23 protein-coding genes and 1 other RNA gene are annotated in these 24895 nt (G+C 69.6%); 13 read left to right on the top strand and 11 right to left on the bottom strand.

Annotated features, from left to right (window positions below; translation table 11 throughout):
* From QN152_02550 to QN152_02540, 3 genes are read right to left on the bottom strand one after another with little or no spacing between them, the layout of a single operon-like run.
* Complete coding sequence (locus QN152_02550) at window positions 1-960, bottom strand: VWA domain-containing protein (protein ID MDR7538397.1); 960 nt, start codon at window positions 958-960, stop codon at window positions 1-3.
* 7 nt (window positions 961-967) lie between these two features.
* Complete coding sequence (locus QN152_02545; GenBank protein MDR7538396.1) at window positions 968-1672, bottom strand: endonuclease V; 705 nt, start codon at window positions 1670-1672, stop codon at window positions 968-970.
* 19 nt (window positions 1673-1691) lie between these two features.
* Entirely contained in the window at window positions 1692-2969 is a 1278-nt protein-coding gene (locus tag QN152_02540) for a hypothetical protein (protein ID MDR7538395.1), read from the bottom strand.
* A gap of 54 nt (window positions 2970-3023) precedes the next feature.
* Here QN152_02540 and QN152_02535 point away from each other — a divergent pair, with 54 nt between their 5' ends.
* The gene (locus QN152_02535) at window positions 3024-4112 is read left to right on the top strand and encodes a glycosyltransferase (GenBank protein MDR7538394.1); all 1089 of its coding nucleotides are present in this window, start codon (window positions 3024-3026) and stop codon (window positions 4110-4112) included.
* Between the two features lie 112 nt (window positions 4113-4224).
* Here the strand turns inward: QN152_02535 and QN152_02530 are convergent, their stop codons facing one another.
* Both QN152_02530 and QN152_02525 read right to left on the bottom strand, forming a co-directional pair.
* Complete coding sequence (locus QN152_02530; protein ID MDR7538393.1) at window positions 4225-4428, bottom strand: hypothetical protein; 204 nt, start codon at window positions 4426-4428, stop codon at window positions 4225-4227.
* A gap of 33 nt (window positions 4429-4461) precedes the next feature.
* Window positions 4462-5001 (bottom strand): NTPase, encoded by a 540-nt coding sequence (locus tag QN152_02525; protein MDR7538392.1) that lies wholly within the window; start codon window positions 4999-5001, stop codon window positions 4462-4464.
* Window positions 5002-5163: 162 nt separating this feature from the next.
* Between QN152_02525 and QN152_02520 the strand changes: the two genes are divergently transcribed.
* Both QN152_02520 and QN152_02515 read left to right on the top strand, forming a co-directional pair.
* Window positions 5164-5904, top strand: a complete 741-nt coding sequence (locus tag QN152_02520) for a DUF72 domain-containing protein (protein ID MDR7538391.1) — start codon at window positions 5164-5166, stop codon at window positions 5902-5904.
* Window positions 5905-6069: 165 nt separating this feature from the next.
* Window positions 6070-7098 (top strand): trypsin-like peptidase domain-containing protein, encoded by a 1029-nt coding sequence (locus QN152_02515; protein ID MDR7538390.1) that lies wholly within the window; start codon window positions 6070-6072, stop codon window positions 7096-7098.
* 85 nt (window positions 7099-7183) lie between these two features.
* On the opposite strand, the gene QN152_02510 is transcribed toward QN152_02515, so the two are convergent.
* From QN152_02510 to QN152_02490, 5 genes are all read right to left on the bottom strand, one after another.
* A complete protein-coding gene (locus QN152_02510) occupies window positions 7184-8011 on the bottom strand; it encodes a hypothetical protein (protein ID MDR7538389.1) in 828 nt (275 codons plus the stop codon).
* Window positions 8008-8181, bottom strand: coding sequence for a hypothetical protein (locus tag QN152_02505; GenBank protein MDR7538388.1), 174 nt, complete (start codon window positions 8179-8181; stop codon window positions 8008-8010). The genes QN152_02510 and QN152_02505 overlap by 4 nt, the downstream gene beginning before the upstream one ends.
* 168 nt (window positions 8182-8349) lie before the next feature.
* Window positions 8350-9237 carry a hypothetical protein gene (locus tag QN152_02500; GenBank protein ID MDR7538387.1) on the bottom strand — a complete coding sequence of 296 codons (888 nt, stop codon included), beginning with the start codon at window positions 9235-9237 and terminating at the stop codon, window positions 8350-8352.
* Between the two features lie 30 nt (window positions 9238-9267).
* On the bottom strand, window positions 9268-10131 hold the full coding sequence (locus tag QN152_02495) for a DMT family transporter (protein ID MDR7538386.1): 864 nt from the start codon (window positions 10129-10131) through the stop codon (window positions 9268-9270).
* A gap of 13 nt (window positions 10132-10144) precedes the next feature.
* Window positions 10145-10519: a hypothetical protein gene (locus QN152_02490; GenBank protein MDR7538385.1), complete on the bottom strand. Its 375-nt coding sequence runs from the start codon at window positions 10517-10519 to the stop codon at window positions 10145-10147.
* A gap of 83 nt (window positions 10520-10602) precedes the next feature.
* On the opposite strand from QN152_02490, the gene QN152_02485 reads away from it, so the two are divergent.
* The 8 genes from QN152_02485 (at window position 10603) to QN152_02450 (ending at window position 20314) form a co-directional block, all read left to right on the top strand.
* Window positions 10603-10965 (top strand): hypothetical protein, encoded by a 363-nt coding sequence (locus QN152_02485; protein ID MDR7538384.1) that lies wholly within the window; start codon window positions 10603-10605, stop codon window positions 10963-10965.
* A 68-nt stretch (window positions 10966-11033) separates the two neighbouring features.
* Window positions 11034-13532: an AAA family ATPase gene (locus QN152_02480; GenBank protein ID MDR7538383.1), complete on the top strand. Its 2499-nt coding sequence runs from the start codon at window positions 11034-11036 to the stop codon at window positions 13530-13532.
* 1 nt (window position 13533) lies between these two features.
* A complete protein-coding gene (locus QN152_02475; protein MDR7538382.1) occupies window positions 13534-14466 on the top strand; it encodes a 2-dehydropantoate 2-reductase in 933 nt (310 codons plus the stop codon).
* 541 nt (window positions 14467-15007) lie between these two features.
* Window positions 15008-15886: a TOMM precursor leader peptide-binding protein gene (locus QN152_02470; protein ID MDR7538381.1), complete on the top strand. Its 879-nt coding sequence runs from the start codon at window positions 15008-15010 to the stop codon at window positions 15884-15886.
* A 6-nt stretch (window positions 15887-15892) separates the two neighbouring features.
* Window positions 15893-17218: a YcaO-like family protein gene (locus tag QN152_02465; GenBank protein ID MDR7538380.1), complete on the top strand. Its 1326-nt coding sequence runs from the start codon at window positions 15893-15895 to the stop codon at window positions 17216-17218.
* Between the two features lie 37 nt (window positions 17219-17255).
* Complete coding sequence (locus QN152_02460; protein ID MDR7538379.1) at window positions 17256-18110, top strand: SagB/ThcOx family dehydrogenase; 855 nt, start codon at window positions 17256-17258, stop codon at window positions 18108-18110.
* Entirely contained in the window at window positions 18103-19596 is a 1494-nt protein-coding gene (locus tag QN152_02455; GenBank protein ID MDR7538378.1) for an ATP-binding cassette domain-containing protein, read from the top strand. The genes QN152_02460 and QN152_02455 overlap by 8 nt, the downstream gene beginning before the upstream one ends.
* Window positions 19580-20314 carry an ABC transporter permease gene (locus tag QN152_02450; protein MDR7538377.1) on the top strand — a complete coding sequence of 245 codons (735 nt, stop codon included), beginning with the start codon at window positions 19580-19582 and terminating at the stop codon, window positions 20312-20314. Before QN152_02455 ends, QN152_02450 begins: the two co-directional genes overlap by 17 nt.
* A 77-nt stretch (window positions 20315-20391) precedes the next feature.
* Here QN152_02450 and ffs read toward each other — a convergent pair.
* Window positions 20392-20657, bottom strand: an RNA gene (gene ffs / locus QN152_02445) — signal recognition particle sRNA large type.
* A gap of 147 nt (window positions 20658-20804) precedes the next feature.
* Here ffs and QN152_02440 point away from each other — a divergent pair.
* Window positions 20805-22541 carry a long-chain fatty acid--CoA ligase gene (locus QN152_02440; protein ID MDR7538376.1) on the top strand — a complete coding sequence of 579 codons (1737 nt, stop codon included), beginning with the start codon at window positions 20805-20807 and terminating at the stop codon, window positions 22539-22541.
* 281 nt (window positions 22542-22822) lie between these two features.
* On the top strand, window positions 22823-24877 hold the full coding sequence (locus QN152_02435; GenBank protein MDR7538375.1) for an HAD-IC family P-type ATPase: 2055 nt from the start codon (window positions 22823-22825) through the stop codon (window positions 24875-24877).
* Window positions 24878-24895: the final 18 nt, after the last annotated feature.

Raw genomic sequence — 24895 nt, 5'->3', positions numbered from 1 at the left:
TCAGCCCAGCGGCATGTGCCGCGTCCGCAGAGCCACCGCCGCCAGAACGAAGAATAGCGCGCCTGCCGCAGCCAGAGCGGAGGCCTCCTGGGGGGTGCGGGTCCAGCCCACGACGCGGGCGAGCTCACGGTAGACCTGGCGCAGTCCTTCCATGGAAGAGGCGTGGAAATAGCGCCCGCCGGTCTCCTCCGCCACCGCCCGCAGGGTGGGCTCGTCCAGCACTCCCCAGTACCCGCTGCGGAACTGCGTGGGGTCCCCGCTGGTGCCCATGCCCACGGTGTAGACGCGGACGCCCCGCTCCCGGGCCATTCGCGCCGCTTCCAGGGGCGGGATGCCGTCGCTGGCCCGGCCGTCTGAGAGAAGGATGGCCACGGCCCGCGGCTCCCCCGCCACCGGGCGTGGCTGCCTGATTGCCGGCTGCGTGCTGTCCTCGGTGAGCAGGCGCACGCCTTCGGCCAGTCCCGTACCCAGTTGGGTGCGCAGCTGTGTGGTCAGGTGCATGATCCCTTCCCTTAGCCTGGCGCGGTCGGTGGTGAGGGGGACGACCACGCTGGCGTAGTTCCCGAAGGTGATCACCGCCGCCGGCGTGGACCGGGGCAGGCCACGCACCAAGTCTGCCGCTGCCGCCTTTGCCGCCTCAATGCGGCTTGGTGGGATGTCCGTCTCCTCCATGCTGCGGCTGACATCGATGACCAGCGCCACCGGCCAGCCCCGGGCCGTCGGCCAGGGCACCACCGGACGCGACAGCGCCACCACCAGTGCGGCCAGGGCCGCCAGGAACAGCGCCGCGGGGAGGTGCGGGCAGATCCGGCACCCGGCAGATGCGGCAACGGTCAGCAGGGGCGTCTGGGTGTGGGAGAGGGGCGCCCTGGGTGAACGGAAGGCCGCGCGGGCGTACCCCGCCCCCAGCCCTGCCACCAGCAGGAACCCCGCCAGGGCCTGCGGCCAGAGGAAGCTCATGCTCCCATCATACTCCCCGGATGCCACGGTCCCGGGCCAGGCGGGCGGCCCGGCGGGCCAGACGGAGGGGCTCGGGCGTGCGCCAGCGGGTGGTCAGCGCCATGACCACCTCCACGGCGGTGTGGGCGTCAGTCCGCCACGCCGGGTGGATGGCCAGCGGCCGGGCCCCACGCTTTGTCCTGAGCCAGAGGCCAACGACCTCCGCCCCGATGCGCAGAGGGCTCGTCGCGCCGGCAGCGTCGGGCGGCGGGTCACCCTCGGCCAGCAGCGGCCGCCGCGTTACGCCCACCGTTGGGAGATCCAGCCGCGCCCCCAGGTGCAGGGCGAGCCCTGCGCGACGGGGATGGTCCCGGCCGGTGGCGTTGACGATGAGCATCTGGGGCTGCTGCGGCAGCCGGCGGACGGCCGCCTCCAGCAGCGGACCTTCCCGCAGCGCCAGTAATCCGGGGATGTAGGGCGCCGGGGCCTGTCCGTGCACGACCTCGGTGGCGGCGACCTCGCCCGCCACCAGGAGGACCGCCGCAGCCCAGCCCGGCTCGCCCGCGGCGCCACCGCCGGTGCGTTCGCGGGGAAAGCAGACGAAACACCCGGCGGCGGTCTGGAGAGTTTCCTCGGGCCGCCACAGGGGAACCTCTGCCTGTGCCAGCTCCTCCTGGAGCCGGATCAGGTCCTCTGGGGTCTGAGGCCAGGGTTCAAATGGGGTCGCGTGCATGCCGGACGATGTGCGGCCGCTACGGCGCGGCCGGCTCGGGAGCGCAAGCCGCCGGCCGCTCCTCTCCCCCCAGGGCCTCGCGTACCGAGAGCAGCTCGTTCGCCGCGTAGTGCACGGGATTGCCCCAGTGCGTAGCCGGTGCTCCCAGGAGCCGGTCCGCGCCCGGGTGCAGGGTCTCCCCGCGACGCACCAGAAGGCCGCGTCGGGTGGCGTAGCTCAGCCACTGGTAGACTCGTGCCTGTCCCCGGTCCTCCAGCAGCGCAGGGTCCACACGCAATCCCTCCCGGGCCAGAGTGCGGGCGAAGTCGAGGACGTCCCGCACGAACCGGGACACCTCCACCGTGGTGTGCCCCTGACCCAACAGATCCCAGAGGAGATGGCTGGCCACCTGGGTGCAGGTCATGACGTGCAGGGCGGCCAGGGCCCGGCGCGCCGCCTGCTCGCTCTCTGCGGGGCTGGCCCCGGGGGACACCTCCTCGCCGACGGTGAGGAAGACGCGCAGCGGGCCCGGACGCATGAAGTCGTAGACGACGCAGACCGGCTGCAGGCGCACCTTCACCCGCACCAGGGAGAGGATCTGCCGCAGGCCGGAGCGGAAGCGCTGCAGCCGGCCGTCGGGGGAGATCACCCCTTCCGGCGCCAGGTACAGGTTCTCACCGCGGTCCAGGACATCGGCCAGCGCCCGCATCTGCCCGGCCACCACCGCACGCTGCCGTTCCCGCAGGGTCTCCCGCCAGCGGGGCGCAAACGCCTGCAGTGTGGCCCGGCGCTGCCAGCGGTCGTGGAAACGCCAGGCCAGGGCCGCAGAGAGGGTTGCTCCCGGACCGCAGAGGCGCGCCAGGGGCTCGGCTTCCTGCGGCGAGAGCACCTCGGCCAGGGGACGGTCGCCGTAGGCCCGCAGCACCTCGTGCAGCGCCTCGGCCATGGTGCGCTCGGGGAAGCGGCGTACGGGCAGCACGCGCAGGGCCCCCAGCACAGCCGTCAGGTCCATCTCGTGGAGCAGGCGGCGCAGCCAGCGGGGGACGACCTGATAGCCGGCCAGGAACCCGCGGACGAACATGTCCTCGCGACCGGCGAACCACAGCGGCCGCTTGGGCCGGACCCCGTTGAAGTACAGCGTGGGGGGGATGATGACGCTGTCCAGGTCACGTTTGTGGTTGACCACGACCAGGGTGGACGGACGGTGGCGGTATCGGGCGGCGTCCTGCACCTGCAGCGCGTAGAGCAGGCGCGGCGCCAGGTAGAAGAGGGCGCCGATACCGTAGTAGACCAGGTCGCGCGGGGCCGCGCCGCTCATGCCATAGGACTTCCCGCCCGGCTGCCGAAAGCCCTGGAGCGGGCCGGACCAGCCATGCGCATTCTCTACGCCGTCGGGTCGTGGGGACTGGGCCACGCCACGCGCAGCCTGCCGCTCATCCAGGCGCTACTGGCCCGCGGCGCCGGGGTGACCGTGGTGTCCACGGGGCGGGCGCTGCTCCTGCTGCTGGAGGAGCTGGGAGAGCGCTGCGAGTTCGTGGACTGGCCCGACGTTCCTCAGACGCTGGGGCGTTCTGCCCTGGAGTTCTACGCGCGCAGCGCCCTGGCGCTGCCCCGCATGGTGCAGGTCATGTACCGGGAGCGCGCCTGGACCGCAGAGCTGGTCCGGCGGCGACGGTTTGACCGCATCGTGTCCGACAACCGCTACGGCGTGCAGCATCCTGCGGTCCCCTCGTTTCACCTCGCCCACAGCCTGCGCTTCATCGCCCCCGGGCGGGTGGGCCCGCTGGAGTGGGCTATGGAGGCCTTCAACTACCGCTGGTTCCGCGGGCTGCGACGGATCCTGGTGCCGGACACGTCCGAAGATCGGCTGAGCGGAGACCTGGCGCACAGGCTGCGCATCTTCCCTCCGGCGCAGCTGGCTTACGTCGGCATCCTCTCCCGCATCCGCGCCCGAGAGCTGCCCCAGGACCTTGACCTCTTCATTACCCTCTCCGGACCGGAGCCTCAGCGCACGGTGCTGGAGGAGATCCTCCGTCGCCAGCTGGCCGCATGGCGCCCCGCCGCCAGGGGCCTGCGTGTGGTGGTGGCCCTGGGCAGGCCGGAGGCGCCACGGCGGGAGGAGGCGGAAGGCGTGGAGGTCTATGGCTATCTGGACGGCCGGGGGCAGGAGGAGATGGTGAACCGAGCGCGGGTGGTCGTGGCCCGCTCCGGGTACTCCACCATTATGGAGCTGGCGGAGGTGGAGCGGCAAGCGGTGCTGGTGCCCACGCCGGGGCAGACGGAGCAGGTCTACCTGGCCACCTACCACGGGAGGCGGGGAGCGGTCCGGGCGGTGGCGCAGAGCCGGCTTGCCCTTCCCCGCGATGTGGAGGCCGCGGCGGCGTGCCCGGGCCTGCGCGCCCGGCAGAAGACCGAGGGTGCCGTGCGCCGGGCCGTAGACCTGATCCTCGCGGGGGCCTGACCTCTCCGGGGATTGACCGTAGCCAGGTTGACTCCTTGCGCCTGGTCGTGGTCTGGGTATCGTTGAGGTTGTCCCGCGACGAATGCCCCCCAAAGCCCGCTGCTGCTTCAGTCTAGGGGCGAAGCAGCAGGATGAGTAGCGAGGTCGCCAGTCCGGCAAGGCTCGTCACGAGGATGCCGGCAAGCCAGAGCACGAGGGAATCGACCCCGGCGGCCAGTGTGCGGACGCTTTCCTCCAGGGAGGCCAGGCGCCTGTCTATCTGCTCGTAGCTGCCTTCGAGCCGGGCAAGCCGGGCTTCAAGCGCTTCGGTCGCCATCTCACCAGATCCATCGTAACATTTGTGGACTTTTCAGGGAGACGGCCCGAGGTGCGCGCGCACCCACGCCTCAACGGCCTCCCGCAACCGGTCGCGGTTGGTCGGGGTCAGCGTGAGCAGGACGGCCCCGCGACGCCGCTTGAAGGCATCAGCCCAGGGGTGCGCTGCGGCGGTAATGGTGGCCAGCAGCGGTACAGGGCCTGCAGCCATCTCCTCCAGCGCGGCCCGGAACCCGGGGCTCAGCAGCTCCATCTTCCCGATCTCGTCCACCAGGACCACCTGTCCGCGGCGCGCCGCCCGGCGCAGGGCGGCCACACCGATCTCCTCCAGGGCTGAGAGGTCCACGCCGTAGCGGCCCACCCGGTGCGAGAAGCGGCCGGCGAAGTCCACGTGGGCGAAGACCGCGGCTTGCCCATCCAGGGTGACCAGGCGGAATCCCGTGCGGGTGCGGCCGCGGCGGATCTCCTCGGTGTAGAATCCGCCCAGGCGGATGTCCGGAGCCTCCGCCACCCTGCGCACCAGCGTGGTCTTGCCCACGCCGGGCTGCCCCGTGATCAGGAGGATGTCGCCCATGGAGTCTGCATGTGAGCCATCACCCGCAGGTGGAAGGGCTGGCACGATCTCCACTACAGTTTCAGTCTAGGGTGAACTGCGGAACGGATCGAGGAGAAATCACCCATGTCGAGTTGCCAGGCGGGAGGAGTCGTCACTTCCCAGGCGCGAAGGGGAACCGGGATGAAGACGGACGTGCGGGTGGGGTGCTGCGGCTTCCCCCGCCGCCTGGAGGAGTACGCCCGCCACCTCCCGGTGGTGGAGGTGCAGCAGACCTTTTACCGGCCGCCGCGCCTGCCGACGGTGGCCCGCTGGCGGGCGCGCGTCCCCGCGGAGTTCGAGTTCACCCTGAAGGCCTGGCAGCTCATCACCCACCCCCCAACAAGTCCCACCTACCGTCGCCTGGGCCGAACCATCCCGCAGCGCCACCACAGCCGCTACGGCTTCTTCACGGCCAGCGACGAGGTGCTGCAGGCCTGGGAGACCACCCGGCAGATCGCGGCCGCGCTGCGGGCCACCCTGGTGCTCTTCCAGTGCCCGGCCAGCTTTACCCCGGAGCGCAGCCACGTGGCCAACCTGGAGCGCTTCTTCTCCCGGATCGACCGCGGGAGCCTGCGTCTGGTCTGGGAGCCGCGGGGGGACTGGCCGGCGGCGCTGGTCAGGTCCCTGTGCCGTGACCTGCAGCTAATTCACTGTGTCGACCCGCTGGCTGCGCGCAGCCTCTACGGACGCCCGCGCTACTTCCGACTGCACGGGCGGGGCGGTTACCGCTACCGGTTCACCGACGAAGACCTGCGCCAGGTGAGGGCGCACTGCGCGGGGACGACCTATGTCCTGTTCAACAACATCAGCATGTGGCCCGACGCCCTGCGCTTCCACCACCTCGTTGGGGGCTCCAGCGACCCCGGTGTCGGATCGGCTTGACGCCTTGCGTCATCGCCAGTAGAGTGGCAGCACCCGGGCCGCTGCGGTGAGATTGCCACATTCCTTGTGGGCCTGCGGGATGCCTTCAGCAGGTGCGGCCAGGACCTGGAGGTAAGGGTGCGGGCAGAACGTGGAGCAGGGAGAGGAGGTTCGATGGGAGCGAGGATGCTTGTTCACAGCGGTTCTGCGGTCGACGATGCGCGGCCCGATCCCGAGCCGCTTCCGCCTCCCGAAGAGCTGGCGGCGCTGGACGCTTACTCCCAGGCCGTGATCCGGGCGGTGCACCGGGTCTCCCCGGCGGTAGTCAGCGTGAGCATGGCCCGCCCGGCGCCTCCGTCGCTGCGGCGCCGCGGCCTCCCCGAGCTGCGCGGTGCTGGCAGCGGAGTGATCATCGCCCCCGACGGCTACATCCTGACCAACAGCCACGTCGTGGAGGGGGCGGAGCGGGTGGAGGTCCGGCTGCAGGACGAGCGACGGCTTACGGCGCGATTGGTGGGCCACGACCCGCACAGCGACCTGGCAGTGCTGCAGGTGCCGCAGGCCGGGCTGCCGGCGGCGGTCCTGGGGGACTCGGCGCGGCTGCGGGTGGGACAGCTGGTGGTGGCGGTGGGCAATCCTCTGGGGTTCCAGGCCACGGTCTCCGCAGGGGTGGTGAGCGCGCTGGGGCGGACGCTGCGCGCGCGAACAGGCCGCCTGATCGAGAACGTGATCCAGACCGATGCCGCCCTCAACCCTGGAAATTCCGGCGGCCCGCTGGTGGACTCCCGCGGAGAGGTGATCGGCATCAACACTGCCATCATCGCCGGGGCCCAGGGAATCTGCTTCGCCATCCCCATCAACACGGCCAAGTGGGTGGTGGCGCAGCTGCTTCGGGAAGGGCGCGTCCGCCGCGCCTACCTGGGGGTGGGGGCGCAGCTGGTGGAGCTGGACCGGCGGGTGGTGGTGCAGTTTCAGCTACCGCGGCCGACGGCGGCGCAGGTGACGGAGGTGCAGCCGGAGACGGCGGCCGATGCGGCCGGGCTGCGTCCCGGAGACATCATCCTGCGCGCCGGCGAGATGTGGGTGACCTCTCCTGACGACCTGCAACGCGCCCTGGGACGGCACACGCTGGGCCAGCGGCTCTTCCTGGAGATCCTGCGCGGCGGCCGGCGCCTGGTGCTTGAAGCCCTGCCCACGGAGCTGCCAGACCTGTAGACAGACCGCGGCGGGAAGGCCTTCCAGACGAAAAGCGCTGCCGATAGCAGTGCCGCCGGCCGGCGGTCCCCGGTCTGTGGGAGCCTTACGCAGACGCGGTGGGACCGAAGGCCCGGACCAGCCGGTCCGCCCGGGGGCTGCAGCGGACCGGGTCGGCGTAGGCGTAGCGCAGCAGGGCCAGCGCAGCCCGCCCGCTGAAGGTCAGGAGCGCGGAGGCACCCACCGGCGATACCTCTCCCTCGATGGCCGGGGAGGCGTCCAGCAGGCGGAGGCGAAGCGCCTCCAGAAAGCGGGATGCCCCGGGCAGGACTACCCGGCGCACCCGCGGCGACGGGTGCGTGCTGGCGGGTGCCCGCCCCCCGAAAGGCGGGTGGGTGATCTGCCCCTCGATCAGCCCGCGGACGAAATGGGGCAGCAGGGCCGCAGGGATGTAGTCCACCGGTGGCGCTGCCTCCCGTGGGTCCGTGGTCAGCCCCCAGTGGGTCACAGCTTCACCCAGGTCGCGCTCCCGGATGTAGGCCTGGTGGCCGTCGCGGCTGCTCAGGCAGAACTCGTAGGTGGGGTGGGTGCGCAGCAGGTCGGCCACCATGGTGCGCACATGCTCCAGGTCGGCGGCATCCACGGTCAGCACCAGGGGATGGCTGGGGGTGCGGTGGAAGGCCCGCCCGGACGCGGTGATGAAGCCCAGCCAGTAGAGCGGCACGCCCAGGTCGAGCCTGGAAGGGTCCTTCGCCAGCTCGAAGGGGGTGGGCAGGGTGGTGTTGGCCCGCGGCCGGAGCAACTGCTGGATCACCGTGCCGGAGAGTTCGTGGCGCGCCCCGATCTGACTGGGAGACAGCCCCGCCTCCCGCTCTTCGTGCATGCGGAAGATCTCCTCGGCATCGGGGATGGCGCCCGGCGCCCGGGTGTTCACCGCTTCACCCGCTCTCGTCGGTAGATGCGGTCCAGCCCGACCTCCAGTTCCCTGCCGTCGTCGCGGCGGACGGTGGTGGTCCCGTCACGGCGGATGGCCAGAACCACTCCGGACTGCGCCTGGCCGGATGCCTTCCACCAGACGCGCTCACCTACCTCGGGTTTGCGCAAGGGCGTCATCTCCTTTGACGGTTGACCTGTCCTCAGTCCCGGAGGACGCGGGATGCGATATTCATATTATGGCACAGCGGGCCGATGTCCGCATGGGCAGCACATCTCTCACCACCATCAGGCTCGGCGAGGCCGCAGCGTCCGCTATCCGGGCTGAGCCGAGGTCCGCTATCCGGGCTGGGCCGAGGTCCTCCGCCGCCTGCGGCGGCGGGGGGGAGCAGGCTTTTCCGGCGCAGGTGCGGTCAGGTACGTACTCAGGCGGGCGATGCGGTCGGCATACTCCAGGAAGGCCTGCAGGGTGGTGGCCACCAGGACCGGGTTCAGCGTCGCGCCTGAGGGGTGGCCGGCCTCGTTGCGCGTCAGGCGGACTGCATTAAAGACCAGGTCGACGATCGCCTCCAGGTCCTTGCTCAGGGCGTCGGGGATCTTCAGGTCGTCGCGCGCCCGGTCGAACTCCTCGCGGAAGATGCGGTAGCGGGCGTAGATGCTCTTGTCGGCCATGGCCGCCTGCAGGCGCTGCCGCTCCTTCTCCGGCCGGCCGGCGACGAAGGCGTCGATCAACTGCCCCATCAGGATCTCCGAGGCGATGCCCAGCAGCAGGGCGCTGGAGCGGATGTAGCCCCGGTGGTAGGTGGTCACCGCCTCCTGCAGCACCTCTACCGCCAGCGGCGGCATGGCCGCCAGCCGGGGCTGCGCCGCGGCCAGATACTGGTCCGGGTCGAAGGGCAGCGGCTTCCCCTGGCGGAGGACCTGACGTCCGTGCTCGGTCACCCGCAGCCAGGGCCAGCCCAGGTGGTCGCGGTCCACCGCAGGCATTATCAGGTTGGCGCTGGCCAGTTCGTGCAGGACTTCCAGGGCAGCCGTCTCCGCTGCGCGGTCGAACCCGGGGAACTGCTGGCGCAGGGCGTCCAGCAGTGTCCCCACCTGGGTCTCCTGGTGGCGGCTGAGGAAGGCCAGGATCCCGGCGCGCAACCGCGTCCGCACGTCCCGCGCCGCGGGAGGATGGCGTCGCCGGCGTCGCCTGCGGCGCTGGCCCTGCTGCTGCTCCTCACGCATCGTCGCGCCCGCTGCGCGCCCGCCGGCGGCCTACATGCCTACGACCAGGAGGATGCCGGCCACGGTCAGCGCCGCCCCCAGCAACGTCCGCCGCGTCACCTGCTCCACGTCGCTGAAGGCGAAGCGCAGGAGCAGCACCGCAAACAGCGGCGTGGTGTTCGAGAGCGGCGTCACCCGGCTGGCATTCCCCAGGTGCAGGGCGAAGAAGTAGGCCAGGAACCCGCCGCTGGTGAGCAGCGCGCCCGCCAGCATCGGCGGCACCGCGGTGCGCGCCGCGCGGAACGGCTCCCGCCGCCAGCGCCAGACAACCAGCGGGACCAGCCCGAGGACCGCGCCGCTCAGGGTCAAGGCGGCGGCCAGCGCCGGGTAGGGGATCGCCTCCAGGCCCACTTTGCGCAGGAGGATGGACACCGCAGCCAGGATGGCGGTGGCAAGAGCCAGCAGGAACCCCCGCCGGGAGGCCCGCGGCACCCGGGGAGAGGCGGTCCCCGAGGCCAGCGCCACCCCCAGGACCACGGCGACGGTGCCTGCGGCCAGCCCCACGCTCACCCGCTCCCCCAGCAACAGCGCGGCGCCCACCGCGGTGAAGAGGGGAGTGGTGTTGCTGGTCACCACCGCGCGGGCCACCCCTACCATGTCGATGGCCGTGTAGAGGGCGACGCGCGCCAGGGCCGGGGCCATGATCCCGGCGCCGATGAAGATCAGGGACGCGGGCTGCAGCGCCGCCCCCGCCTCGCCCCGCAGCGCGGCCAATGCCCACAGCGAGGTGAGGTTCGTCAGGATGGAGACGACGGTCATCGTGGTGGCCGTCGTCCCGGGCAGCGCCACCCGTACAGCGACGGAGTTTCCGGCAAAGAGGGCTGCGGAGAGGAGGGCGAAGAGCGCGGCCAGCACTCACATCGGCGCGTCAGGACCTGGGCAGCGCTGGCTGGAAGTTGGGCCGCCCCGGCGGGAAGGGCTGCGGCAGCCCCGGGATGGCCGGGCCCCGGTAGGGGTCCAGGCGGAAGAACTCCGGCGGGCTGCCGGGTCGCCCGGGGCCATCCTGCGGCCCCTCGCCGGGGAGGAGGCGGTAGAGCTGTCCGTTGTGATAGAAGAGGATGACCTGGCAGTCATCCTGACCCGGCTGCGGGGCGGGACCCCGGTCGGGCTGCGGGCGGCCGGGGCCGGGCAGGGGGATGAACTCCTGCAGCGGCGGGAGGCCCTGCGCCAGGACCATAGGCACCACCAGGCCCAGGGCGCTCAGCATGAATCCGATGACCACACCCAGCAGCAGCATCCGCATGCCCGCTCTCCCCTCTCCGGTATAGCCCCTGGATGACTTCCCTGTCCTTGCACCTATTTCCTTTCCCCCTACAATGGGAGACGATGGCCAATATCTTCACGTTCCCCTGCGGGGGCTGCGGTCGCCGTTACAGCGTCTACTACCCCAAGGCGCTCCTCTACGAGCTGAGCGGCACGGGCACCCGCGAGATGGGCCGGCGGGAAGACGAGGCGGAGGAACGCGCTGGCGCCATCGATGCGGCGCGGCGCCGCGCCCTGGACAGCGGCAACGTCTGGATCAACGCCGCCCAGACCGAGGCCCTGGTCTGCGCCTGCGGCAAGCGGCTGGATCTGAACATCGCCCACCACCCGCGCGTGCCCCAGTCGCGCCAGGCTGGACGGGGGAGGCAGAGTGGGTTCATCCCCCTTCCCGGCCGCGCCCCGCACCGCCCCTCGGGAGCGACCTGAGGGGGGATCAGCTCCGCCGCCGCGAAGGAGCTCGCTGCACGCCTTCAACTTCTTCACCGAGGTGCACTATGGCTGAGCAAACCAGCGATGCGCGCCAGCGACTGCGGTTGCCCGCCGACGCTCTGCGCTGGCGCTGCGACCCCGCGCAGTTTACCTTCGAGACCACCGCGGAGTTGCAGCCGGGGGAGATCATCGTGGGACAGGAGCGCGCTGTGCGCGCCCTGGACTTCGGCCTGAGCGTCCCCCAGCCAGCGTACAACATCTTCGTCACCGGCCCCGTGGGCACGGGGCGGACCACGTACACACACAAGACGGTGCGCGACCTGGCCGCGACGCGGCCGACCCCGCCGGACTGGGTCTACGTCTACAACTACCAGATGCCGGACCAGCCCATGGCCATCAGCCTGCCTCCGGGCTGGGGACAGCGCTTCCGCCGAGACATGGACGAGCTGGTGGAGGAGCTCAAGGACGGCATCCGCAAGGTGCTGGCCAGCGAGCACTTCGCAGCCCGGCGCAGCGAGGCGCTGCGTAGCTACGAGGGGCGCATCAACGAGCTCTGGCAGATACTGGAGGCGAAGGCGCGGCGGCTGGGCTTCGGCCTGGAGCGCACGCCGGTGGGCGTCGTCCCTGTGGCCATCGGACCCTCCGGGGAGCCGCTCTCCCCCGAGGTACTGGAGCGGTTGCCCCCGGAGCAGCGGGAGGAGCTGCAGGGGCGGGCGCGGGCGCTGCAGGAGGACATCGGAGAGGCTCTGCGCCAGGTGCGCAACCTGGAGCGGGAGGCGCGGGAGACCCTGCGCACGCTGGAGGGGGACGCGGTGGCCTCGGTGGCACACCGTGCCGTGGAGCCGCTGAAGGAGCGCTATGCCGACCACCCCCGGGTTGTGCAGCACCTGGAGGCCCTGTTGCGCGACGTGGTGGAGCACCGCGACGACTTCAAGGAAGAGGAGGAGCCACCGCGCCTTCCCTTCCCCGTGCCGGTACCGCTGGGGCGGCGCGACGCCTTCGCTCGCTACCGGGTGAACCTTCTGGTGGACAACAGCCAGACCAGAGGAGCGCCCGTGGTCATCGAGGCCAACCCCACCTACTACAACCTGGTGGGCAAGGTGGAATACCGTGGGGAGTTCGGGGCCTTCGTCACCGACTTCACCATGATCAAGCCGGGGGCCCTGCACCGGGCCAACGGCGGGTTCCTCATCCTGCAGCTCAACGACGTGTTGATGGCGCCCCTCTCCTGGGAGGCGCTGAAGCGGGCGCTGAAGAGCCGGGAGATCCGCATCGAGAACATCGGCGAGCAGCTGGGGCTGATCCCCACGGCCACGTTGCGCCCCGAGCCGATTCCCCTGCAAGTCAAGGTGGTGATCATTGGCTCCTCCCTGCTCTACCACCTCCTGTACATTCTAGACGACGACTTCCGCAAGCTCTTCAAGATCAAGGCCGACTTTGATGTGGACATGCCGCAGTCGGCCCAGACCCTGCAGCAGTACGCCCTGGCCATATGCGCCATCTGCCGCCGGGACGGCCTGCTGCCCTTCCACCGCGACGCCGTGGCCCGCGTCCTGGAATACAGTGCCCGCCTGGCCGAGGATCAGGAGAAGCTGAGTGCGCGCTTCAACGAGATGTCGGAGCTTATTTACGAGGGCGCAGCCTGGGCGCAGCGGGAACACAGCCCGGTGGTGCGGGCGGAGCACGTGCAGAAGGCCCTGGAGGAGAAAATCTTCCGCAGCAACCGCCTGGAGGAGCGCATCCGCGAGGCGATCCAGCGCGGACAGCTCCTGGTGGACATCGACGGCCAGAAGGTGGGGCAGGTCAACGGGCTGGCGGTGCACACCCTGGGCGACTACACTTTTGGCCGGCCCAACCGCATCACCGCCCGCGCCTTCGTCGGCTCACGCGGCGTGGTGAACATCGAACGGGAGGCACAGCTCTCCGGCCGCATCCACACCAAGGGGGTGTACATCCTCAGCGGGTACCTGGCGGGAAAGTACGCCCAGGACCGTCCCCTCAGCCTGAGCGCCACGCTGACCTTCGAGCAGAGTTACGACGAGGTGGAGGGAGATTCCGCTTCCTCCACCGAGCTGTACACCCTGCTCAGCGAGCTCTCCGGGGCGCCTATCGACCAGGGCATCGCCGTCACCGGTTCGGTGAACCAGCGGGGGGAGATCCAGCCCATCGGCGGGGTGAATGAGAAGATCGAGGGCTTTTACTACGTCTGCAAGGCCGTGGGCCTCACCGGGCGGCAGGGGGTGATTATCCCGCGACAGAACGTGCGCAACCTCATGCTGCGTGATGAGGTGGTGGAGGCGGTGCGGGAGGGGCGCTTCCACATCTGGGCCGTGGGCACGGTGGAAGAGGGGCTGGAGATCCTCACCGGGCTGACCGCCGGCGAGGCGGACGCGGAGGGGCGCTATCCGGAGGGGACGATCAACGGCCGGGTGGCCCGGCGGCTGGAGGCGCTGGCGGAGCGGCTGCGCCGCTTCATGCCCCTGCGGGCGCGGGAGGATGGCGGTGCCGCTGCGGAGGCCGCCGAGGCCCCCTCGGCTCCTCCGCCCGCTTCCGAGGAGGAGTAGCGTGCGCGTGGCCGTCATGGGCACCGGCGGCCTGGGCGGCTACTTCGGTGGGCTGCTGGCGCGGGCCGGCCACGCGGTGACCTTCATCGCCCGGGGGGCGCACCTGGAGGCGATGCGCCGCCGGGGCGGTCTGACCGTGCGGGCGGTGGACGGGGAGTGGTTCGCGCCCGGCCAGGCCGTGGCGGCGCCTGAAGGTGATCCCGCTGACCTGGTCCTGTTCACGGTGAAGTCCTACCACACGGAGGAGGCTGCGGCCCTCATCGGTCCGGTGGTGGGCGCGCAGACGGCGGTCCTCTCGCTGCAGAACGGGGTGGACAACGAAGAGGTCCTGGCCCGCACCTACGGTGCCGGACGGGTGCTCGGCGGGGTGGTCTACATCCTGGCCGCCGTCCAGGCTCCGGGGGTGGTGCAGCAGACAGCCGGGCCGCGCACGGTGGTCTTCGGCGAATGGCAGGGCGGGATGAGCGACCGGGTGCGGCGGCTGGAGGGAGTGCTGGCGGAGGCCGGCTGGCGGGTTACGGCTTCAGAGGACGTGGTCCGGGAGAAGTGGGTGAAGTTCGCCTTCATCTGCGCCCTGGCGGGGATGACCGCGCTCACCCGGCTGCCCATCGGCGAGATCCGCGCCAGCCCTCCGACCTGGGCCATGTTCCGCCAGATCGTCGAGGAGGTGGTCGCCGTCGGCCGGGCCCGGGGTGTGCCCCTGGGTCCGGAGGTGGTGGAGGCGCACCTGGAGCTGGCGCAGCGCCTGGAGCCAGAGGCCACCTCCTCCCTGCACCACGACCTGACCGGAGGCCGACGACTGGAGCTGGAGGCGCTGCACGGCACGGTGGTGCGCTTCGGGCGGGAAGCCGGGGTGCCCACCCCGGCCTGTTCCGCCGTCTATGCGGCGCTGCTGCCCCACGACCGGCGTGCCCGAGCCTCCACTCACGCCTGAGCGCCACAGCGTCTGCATCGCGCAGCTCCTCAAGTCCCCAAATCTTGCGACAGAGAGTCGGCGCGGCTCGCCGTTATTCCTGGCGGAACAACTTCCAGGGACCTGGTCCTTAGGGCAGGTCCACAGAGGCTCGGTAAGGAGGTGGAGGGTGATGTTTCAGGTGGACGAGCTCCTGGATCTGACTGCCACGGTCAGAGGTGAGCCGGTTGGCTACGCACAGATGGCCGACGGGCACTGCAGTGAGTCGTGCTGCTGCTGTTGCTGCGGCTGCTCCTGCAGCGAGGCCGGCGGCGGCCGTGACGACGAGTTGCCGACGTAGTCGGTCTGCTGTCCCCGGACTGTCCCGGGTGTCAGCTAGTGGCGGGCGGGAGGAGGCGCGGCGGCCTGGGACCGCGCGGACACCGACAGGAGGCGCGGGCACCGCAGGGAGAGGAAACACATGACATCAGACGGACGGAACTTTCCCCAGCGGCCCTATCTCAAGCCCTGGTATCGCCTCGGTCGCGATCGTGGCCGCCTGCTCCTTCATTACGGTGAGCGGGTGGTCGCGTTCGAAGGGAAGGCGGTGGAGCGCCTCCTGCCGATCCTCCTGCCGCTGCTCGACGGCACGCGGACGGTGGACCAGATCGAGCGGTACCTCGGTGAGACCGCCAGCCCGGCGGCGCGGCAGGCGCTCTGCCTGCTACAGGAGCACGACCTGCTGGCCGACGGTCCCGCCCCGGAACCCGGGATCCCCTCCACAGTACGGGAGACGGTGTACTTCCTGACCTCCCAGGCCGGGAGCGCACCCCTCGCCGCCCACCTGGAGACGCTGCAGGAGCGTTCCGTGACCGTCGTCGGATCGTCGCGCCTGGCCGTTGAGGTAGCCCGCCTCCTTCGCCTGGCCGGTCTGTGGGAGGTGGGAGAGACTTCCTGGGATGCTGACGGTGTGGCCGCCGCGCCCCCGGACCTGACCATCGTGGCACCCTCCGGTGCAGAGCTGCCCCGGCTTGCCCGCTGGAACTGCCGCGCGCTGGAGGAGCAGAGGACTTGGCTGCAGGTGCTGCCCTTCGACGGGGCGTTCGCCACCGTCGGGCCGCTGTACGTGCCGGGCGAGACGTGCTGCTATCAGTGTTTCCGGTTGCGCCGCGCTGCCACCGTGGCGTACCGCGAGGAGTTCCTCGCCCTGGACGATGCACCCGCGCCTTATCCCTCTCCTCCTCCCCTGGAGGGGCTGGTGGCCGGCCTGGCGGCCCTTCTCGCCCTGCGCTGGGTAACCCGTCGGGACCCCTCCCTGCCCGGGCGGTTCTGCGCCGTCGAGGTCGGCTTCGACGTGCGCATCAGCCACCACACCGTCTACCGCGTTGCCCGATGCGATGTCTGCTCTCCGGGAGAGCAAGCCGCCTCCCCCTTGCCCTGGTACGAAGATGTCCTTGGGTGAGGAGCCATGCCGACCGCCGGCACGGTCAGCCAGGAGGTGGCGCTTCGCTCTGGCGAGTTCGTCTCTCCGCTTGCTGGCATCATCAAGCACGTCCATGAGTTTCTCGCCGCCCCCGACGACGCCCGGATGTTCTTTTTCGGGTGCGAGCTGTCGGAAGCCACAGGCATTCTCGGCCACCAGGTCCCCCCGCGGACGGGGGGCGCCCACTATCTGCGCGAGCGGGCGCTGGCGGCGGCGCTGGGCGAGGCTCTGGAGCGTTACTGCGGGACGCAGGCGCCGCCGTCACGTCTGGTCTTTGCCTCGGCTGCGGAGCTCGGTCCGCGGGCGGTGAGCCCCCCGGACTTCGCGCTGTTTCATCCGCGGCAGTACGCGCAGGCGGGCTTTCCCTACCAGCCCTTCACGCCGGAGACGCGGGTGCAGTGGTTTCCGGGCGTCTGCCTGAGTGACGGTGCCCCCGTCTTCCTTCCGGCGCAGCTGGTCTTCCTCGCCCCCGGCCGGCGGGAGGGGGAACCGGCCATCGGCTATGCCACGAGCAGCGGGATGGCCTGCGGGCCAACCCGTGATGAGGCCGTCCTCAGAGCCCTCCTGGAGGTCGTCGAGCGGGACGCCTTCATGCTCACCTGGTACGGGAGACTGACCCTTCCCCTGGTGGATCTGGAGTCCGACCCGGTCCTGTGCGCGGAGGTGCGCCGCCACTTTGCTCCCGCCCGGCTCCACCATCAGGTGGTCGACCTCAGCGTCTTCCTCCGGGTCCCCACGGCGCTGGCTGTGATCCGTGGCCGGCCGCCGGATGCCATCGGCCTGGCCGTGGGCGCGGCCAGCGCGCCAACCATGCGGGAGGCCTGCGGCAAGGCCCTGCGGGAGGCATTCCAGACGCGGCACTGGATCCGGCAGATGCGCCAGTTGCGCAGACGGGCATTTGCCGCAGACTTCTCGGACATCCTGCGGTTTGAGGACCACGTCCTCCTGTATTCCTATGAGGAGCACGCCCGCCGCGCCGACTTCCTCATTGCCTCGGCGGTGCGCAGGTCGCTGCAAGAAGTCCCTGCGCTGGAGGGGACAACGGTGGCGGCCCGGATCTCCGCCGTCGTCGCCCGACTGGCCCAGCATGGCGTGCGCGCCTACGCCGCAGACCTCACGTCGCCAGAGGTGCGTCAGGCAGGACTGTATGTGGCCCGGGTGCTCTGCCCGGGGCTGTGCTCTCTGGACGTGGGGTACCAGCGGCGTTTCCTCGGCGGGTCCCGGCTCTATGAGGCGGCCTGGTGCCTGGGCCTGCGGGAGAGGCCGCTTGGGTTCGAGGAGCTGAACCCGTACCCGCATCCATTTCCGTAGGAACGACCGTGGTGTCTGGGGGAAGGACGGTGAGGTGATGTCGCAGGCCCGGGGGAGTCCCACCCTCAACGTGGCCAGGCTGCTTCACGGGCGTGAAGGCCCCGACCCCCTGGACCCGGCCGAGGAGTTTCATGAAGCGTCCAAACTCTACCGGTCTACTCTCGCCCGTGAGATGATGGGCACCTGGCTCTTCGCCGCAAATCACGAGGTGCTGGTGACACAGGCCCGCGCCGTGAAGCGCTACCCCCACCTGCCGCTTGTCCCCCTGCCCGCACCCGAGCTGCCGGAGGTGCCGCTGGGAGGAGTGCTGCAGACCCGCCGGAGCTGCCGCGCCTTCTCGCCCCTGGCGGCGCTCAGCGGGCGTGACCTGGCGGCGCTGCTCTTCGCTGGCTACGGCCTCACCCTGACCCGTCCGGTAGGCCACGGCTTTAGCTTCCGCACCGCGCCCTCAGGGGGCGCGCTCTACCCTTTGGAGTTCTATCTCGCCGTGGGCCGCTCGGGGGGCGTCTCTCCGGGACTGTACCACTACGACCCATCCCGCCACGGTCTGGAGGTCCTGGGCGCTCCGGACGTGTTTGACCGGCTGGCCGGCTGCCTGGTGCAGCCGGATGTGGCCAGCGGTGCGGCGGCGATCCTGGTGGTCACCGCGCTGTTCTGGCGCTCGCGGCTGAAGTACGGACTGCGGGGATATCGCTTCGCGCTCCTGGAAGCAGGACACGCGGCGCAGAACGTCCTCCTGATGGCCGAGGCGCTGCATCTGGGAGCGGTGCCCATCGGCGGGTTCTTCGACAGCGAGGTGGAGCTACTGCTGGAGATCGACGGGGTGAATGAATCTGTCCTCTACGTCATCGCGCTTGGACGGCCGGCCCCCGCCGCCGACCGAGATGGGTAGGCGGTCGGTCTTCCTGGTCAGCGTCGCGGTGCAGACGCTACTTGCGGCGTGGTTGCTGCGGGCCGGGCACGTGGCGACCGACGTGGGCGCGCGGCCTGTGGGCCTCTCCCTGTTCAGCGGAGTCCTGGTGGGGGCCGGAGTCTTCTTTATCCTCTCATCGGCACCGGGGCTGGCCAGTGGGCTGAAGCGCGGGCCATGGACGCGGCTTGTCCCCCAGGTCCTCTTCTTCGTCTTCCGCGCCGGCACGGAGGAGGTCCTCTGGCGCGGGTTTGCTCTCATATGGCTCATGGCCGCGGCGGGGCCCGTGGTCGGATTCCTGGGCGCGGTCCTGGCATTCGCCCTTGCGCACAGGTACTTCCAGGGGTTGCCCGGCGTCGCCGTGCACGCCTTCACCGGCACGGCATTTGCTTCCTCGTTTCTGGCGACGGGCAGCCTCGCCGCCGCCGTGGGGGCGCATGCCGCATACAACACGCTGGTGGTCCTCCACCGCAGTGGGCAGGGAGGGCGGGCGGCCGCGCAGCCCTCCGTCCCCCCCGTCACCACCCATTCCTCCGCCGGCTCGGCGGGTCTGCAGCAGCCCGGACAGCCCGCGCGGCCCGGAGGCGTCCCGGTGGCCGAGCTGGACCACGTGTCCAGACGTTTCGGCCGGATCCAGGCGGTGGACGGGGTCACGCTCGCCCTGCACCCGGGAGAGGTGCTCCTGCTCCTGGGGCCCAACGGAGCCGGCAAGACTACAGCCATCAGTATCCTGGTCGGCCTGCGTCGCCCTGATCAGGGAAGAGCCCGTCTCTTCGGCCTGGATCCTCGCCTCCACCATGCGCGTCGCGCGCTGGGGGTGATGCTCCAGGAGGTCGCCTTTCCCCCGACGCTGCGCGTGGGTGAGATCGTCGACCTGGTGCGCGGCCACTATCCCCGCCCTCTGCCCAGGGAGGAGGTGCTGAGGCTGGTGGGGCTGTCGGCGCTTGAGCGGAGGCAGGTCGGAGGGCTGAGTGGGGGGCAGCGCCGCCGTCTGGGGTTAGCCCTGGCCTTCGCTGGGGCTCCGCGTGTGGTGGTCCTCGACGAACCCACGGTAGGGCTGGATGTGGAGAGCCGCCGCCACGTCTGGCAGGTGATCCGGCGGTACGCCCAAGAGGGTGGGGCGGTGCTCCTGACGAGCCACTTCCTGTACGAGGCGGAGGCGCTGGCCACGCGCGTGGCCGTCATCGATCGAGGCCATATCATCGTCGACAGTACTGTGGAGGCCATCAAGGCCCGCGTGGGCCTGAAGCGGGTGCGGTTGAGGGCCGGGGGGCTTCCGGCGTTGCCCGGCGTGGCCCGCCTGGACAGAAGCGGAGACGTCTACACCATTTACACGGCGGATGCTGACCGGCTGGTCAGGGCGCTGGTTGCTTCGGGGGTGGCCTTTCGAGACCTGGAGGTCCGTTCCACCGACCTGGAAGAAGCCTTCCTGGCCCTTACGGGAGGGACCGATGCGACTGGTGATTAGCTACTTCGCGGTCCGGACTCTGGAGCTGGCCCGCCTTCCCGCCTACGTAATGCCCACGTTGATCTTTCCTGCCATGATCTTCGTGTTCTTCGCCGTGCCGCAGGCCAGGGACCCGTCTGCGGCCAACCTGGGAATGGCCTCATTCATCGCCTTTGCCGTCCTCGGTGTTGCCTTCTTCCAGTTCGGCGTGGGTATCGCCAGCGAGCGCCGCTCCCCCTGGGAGACGTACCTTCGCACGCTGGCGGTCACCCCGCTGAGCCGCTTCCTCAGCCGCGTCCTCTCCGCGCTGGCCTTCGCCGTTGCTGCCGGCGGCATCGTCGTCCTGACCGCGGTCATCCTGACCCCGGTGCGTCTCAGCATCCAGGGCTGGCTGCGTCTGGGAGCGGCTGTGCTGGCCGGGAGCGTTCCATTCGCCTTCCTCGGCATCAGCCTGGGCTACTGGGCCCATCCCCGGGGCGCCCTGCCCCTGGCCAACCTCCTCTACCTCCTGCTTTCCTACGCGGGGGGCCTGTGGGTGCGGCCGCACAGCCTGCCCGCGGCGGTGGCCAGGCTCTCGCCCCTGCTTCCCACCAGGCTTTACGGTGAGGTGGTGTGGAGCGCGGCCCTGGAGATCCCCTGGCGCGCCGACCACTGGTTCTGGCTGGGCGCCTATGCGCTGCTCTTCGCGTTCCTGGCCGTCGCCGGCTACCTCCGTGACGAAGGGGAGAGGTATCGGTAATACCTCCGCCCCCCGAAGGAGATTGACGGCCCCAACGGGGATCGACGATAGAGTAAGAAGTCGAAGAAAAGAGATGGTCGCGCACCCACCTTCGACCAGGGCGTCCGAGGCGGGCGCCGCGCAGCCGGCTCAGACCCGGTTGCCCCGCGGCACACGGGAGCACTGACTTACCGTTGCTCCCTTCCGGGCCTGGCGGGGTTCGTCAGATCCCGTTGCGCGGGACCAGGCCCTCGTCGCCGCTTTCGCGGTCCGGACCCTCAGGCGTCCGGCCTCTGGTGGGAATTCAGCCCCGCTGTAGCGGGTTGCGGGTGACAGGGAACCGCTAGCTCCCCACCTAGCGCGACCGCTTCCATTGTACGCCCTCGTCGTCGCCTCCGGCCAGGTGCCTCCGTCAAGTCTTTGGTATAGAAGGTCCGGCGTTCGTCAGAGCAGGAATGACGCGAGCAGGGACAAAAGGCTTTGTAGCTTCAGGGACTCCCAGGAGGGCTCGATGGACGCCTTAGAGACCGGCAGCCGCCCCTGGCACAGGTTCTACGAAAGCGGGGTTCCCACCTCGCTGGACTTTCCACGGTTTCCCATCTATGGGTTCCTGCAGCGCACGGTGCAGCGCTTTCCTTCAACCGTGGCCCTCATTCTGGTGAGCGCGCATCCACCCTTTGACTGCCGCCTCACCTACGCCCGGCTTGATGACCTCTCCGATCGCTTCGCCGCCTCCTTGGTCCGTCGTGGCCTGCGCAAGGGAGAGCGGGTGGTCATCTCCCTGCCGAATCTGCCGCAGTACGTGATCGCCGCCTACGGCGTCTGGAAGGCGGGGGGCGTGGTGGTGCAGGTCAATCCGCTCTACCGGGGCAACGATCTGGCGTTCATCCTCAAGGACTCGGGCGCGCGTTTTGCCGTGGTCTTCGCCCGCTTCTTTCCCTACGTCCTGGAGGTCCTGCCCCACACCGCGCTGGAGGCGGTTATCGTCACCCGCGTGCACGACTTCTTCCCGCCCCTCTTCCGCCTGCTCTACGGGCTGACCAGGGCAAAGAAGGAGGGCGATGTCTTCCCCCATGAGCAGAAGGTCGTCCCCTTTACCTCCCTGCTGCGGGGGCCACGCTTGCGACGCCCGGTGGAGGTGGCGCAAGAGGACCTAGCGATGCTGCAGTACACCGGCGGCACCACGGGGCTGTCCAAGGGCGCCATGCTCAGCCACCGCAACCTGGTCTGCAACCTGACCCAGGCCCGAGTCTGGGTCACCGACCTGAAGGAAGGCCAGGAACGCATCCTCTCCGTCGTTCCGTTCTTCCACGTCTACGGCGTCACCCTCTGCATGAACCTGGCCGTGGCGGTGGCGGCCACCAATATCATGATCCTCATGCCGGGGTTTGTCGCCCGCACCACCGCGGAGGTGGCCCACAGATACAGGCCCACCATCTTCCCCGGCGCGCCGCCCATCTACCTGGCGATCAACCAGCTCAAGGATGTGCAGCGGTACGATCTCCGCTCCATCCGCAACTGCGTCTCCGGCTCCAGCTCGCTGCCGGTAGAGGTGCAGAAGCGGTTCGAGGAGCTGACCGGCGCGCGGCTGGTAGAAGGCTACGGGCTCTCCGAAGCCTCCCCCCTGACGCACGCCAATCCTCTGGCCGGGGTGCGCAAGGTGGGCAGCATCGGTGTCCCCGTACCCGGCACCGATGCCAGGATTGTGGCTCCGGAGGGCGGTGAGCGGGAGCTGAAGGCAGGGGAGATGGGCGAGCTGGTGATCCGTGGCCCGCAGGTGATGATGGGCTACTGGAACAACCCGCGGGAGACGGCGCAGGCGCTGCGCGGCGGCTGGCTGTACACCGGGGACATCGCCCGCATGGACGAGGACGGATTCTTCTTCATCGGGGACCGCAAGAAGGACATGGTGAACATAGGCGGCCTGAAGGTCTTCCCCCGCGAGGTGGAGGAGGTGCTCTACCAGCACCCCCGGGTGCGGGAGGCGGCGGTGGTGGGGATCTCTTCCCGGGTACGCGGCGAGATGCTGGTTGCCCACGTGGTGCCCAAGGACGGTCAGGACGCGCGGGCGCTGCGGCGGGAGCTGCGCGACTTCTGTGCGGCGCGGCTGGCCCCCTACAAGGTGCCGCGCCGCATCGAGATCGTGCAGGAGATCCCCAAGACGGTGGGCATCCCCAAGGCCCTGCGGCGGGTGATCCGGGAACGGGAGCAGGCCAGGGGGGATGAACCAGGCGAGGAGGAGCCCTAGCGAGGGCACAGCGCGGCAAACAGCGCAGAGGCTGTCTGTCAGCATTGGGAACAGGCCCGCGACCGGTTTCGTGCTCCAATGTCGCCAAACGAGCGCGCAGGCCGATGGGACTGGATAAGGGAAGGTGGGCGGGTACCTCCAGCTCTGTTCGTGTTAGGCTGACGGGGCACGGGTTTTAGGCTGGTCGGCCTAAACAGCAGTCAGGCGGCGTCATGGCCCCACGGAGATGCGAGGAAACTTCCATGCGGACGTTGAAAGTCCGCAGGTCCTGTGATCTAGGGATGATGTCGTTAGAGACGCCAGATGTGTTGCGTTCGTTCTGGAGCATGCCGACTGCGGACGTGATGTCCGCACTACAATCGTCGCCCAGTGGTCTCACGGCGGAAACCGCCGCCGCACGCCTTGCCCGCACCGGGCCGAACGTGCTTGGGGAGCGCAAACGCTCCGATATACCAACGTTGTTGCTTCGCCAGGTCACCAGCCCTCTCGTCCTGCTCCTGATCGCCGCAGCGGTGCTGTCCTTCGCGCTGCAAGACTCCACAGACGGGACCATCATCCTGGGCATTGTGGGAGTGAGCGCGCTGCTCGGCTTCTGGCAGGAACGTGGCGCTGCCAGGGTGGTCGAGAAGTTGTTGGCGACAATCGCGGTGAAGGCCACCGTTTTACGCGATGGGCGTCAGACCGAGATAGCCGTGGACGAATTGGTGCCGGGCGACGTGGTGCTGATTACCGCTGGTTCACGTATCCCGGCCGATTGCCTACTGCTCGCCGGGCAGGACCTGTTCGTGGACGAAGCCTCACTCACCGGGGAGAGCTTTCCAGTGGAGAAGACCGCCGGTACGGCCCCTCCAGATGCGCCGCTGGCCCGGCGCGACAACGTCCTCTTCATGGGGACGCACGTGGTCAGTGGCAGTGGAAGGGCCCTGGTCGTTAACACCGGGAAGTCGACCCAATTTGCCGCGATCGCCGCGCGGTTGCGTCTGCGCCCGACCGAAACGGAGTTCGAAAAGGGTGTACGCCGCTTCGGCTACCTGCTGATGGAGATCACGCTGGTGCTGGTGATCGCCATCTTCGCCTTCAACGTCTACCTCCATCGGCCAGTTCTCGACTCCTTCCTCTTCGCCCTGGCGCTCGCGGTGGGGCTCACGCCGCAGTTGCTGCCCGCTATCATCAGCGTGAATCTGGCGAGTGGTGCCCGCCGGATGGCGAGACAGGGCGTCATCGTCAAGCGGCTGGCTGCGATCGAAAACTTCGGCAGCATGGATGTCCTCTGTTCCGACAAGACGGGCACACTCACCGAGGGCCGGGTGCACGTCCACGCCGTGCTCGACACGAGGGGGAACGAGAGCGAGCGCGTGCTGCTGCATGCCTTCGTGAATGCCTCATACGAGACGGCATTCAGCAATCCGATCGATTCGGCAATCCGCGCCCATCGCGCCTTCTCGCTCGACGGCTGGCGCAAGCTCGACGAAGTACCCTACGACTTCGTGCGCAAGCGCCTGAGCGTGCTCGCCGAGCACGATGGGCGCGTTGTCCTGATCACGAAAGGCGCGTTGACGAACGTGCTTGCTGCCTGCACCGTAGCCGAGCGGGGAGACGGCACGACTGTCCCGCTCGCCGAAGTGCGCCCAGAGATCGAACGTCGTTTTGCAGCCCTCAGCGCCGAGGGATACCGCACACTCGGCGTCGCGCTGCGGGAGATCGGGTCACCCGAAACGATCGGCCGTGACTCCGAGCACGATATGACCTTCCTGGGCCTTCTCGTGCTTGAAGATCCGCCAAAGCGGGGCATCGAGGCCACGTTGACGTCGCTGGCTCGGCTGGGCGTAAAGCTGAAAGTGATCACCGGAGATAACAAGTTCGTCGCCGCCCGCGTGGGTGCGCAGGTCGGGCTGCCCGACCCACGAGTCCTGACCGGCTCCGAGGTGCGTGCCCTGAGCGACGACGCATTGCCGGTCGCTGCGGCGAAGACGGATATTTTTGCTGAAGTGGAGCCCAATCAGAAAGAGCGGATCATCCGTGCGCTGCGCAAGGTCGGGCACGTGGTGGGCTATATGGGCGAGGGATCAATGACGCTCCGGCGCTGCATGCGGCGGACGTTTCCATCACGGTACAACAGGCGGTGGACGTGGCGAAGGAGGCGGCCGATATCGTTCTCCTCGAGCCGGACCTCGCGGTGCTGGAGGCCGGGGTGCGCGAGGGACGCCGTACGTTCGCCAATACACTCAAATACGTGTTCATGGCGACCAGCGCCAATCTCGGCAACATGTTCAGTATGGCCGGCGCCTCCCTCCTGCTTCCGTTTCTGCCGCTGCTGCCAAAGCAGATCTTGCTGACCAATCTCCTGACGGACG

It is taken from the genome of Armatimonadota bacterium (assembly GCA_031459715.1).
GTDB classification, from domain to species: Bacteria; Sysuimicrobiota; Sysuimicrobiia; order Sysuimicrobiales; family Humicultoraceae; genus Humicultor; species Humicultor tengchongensis.
This window is presented reverse-complemented; position numbering and strand designations above follow the sequence as displayed.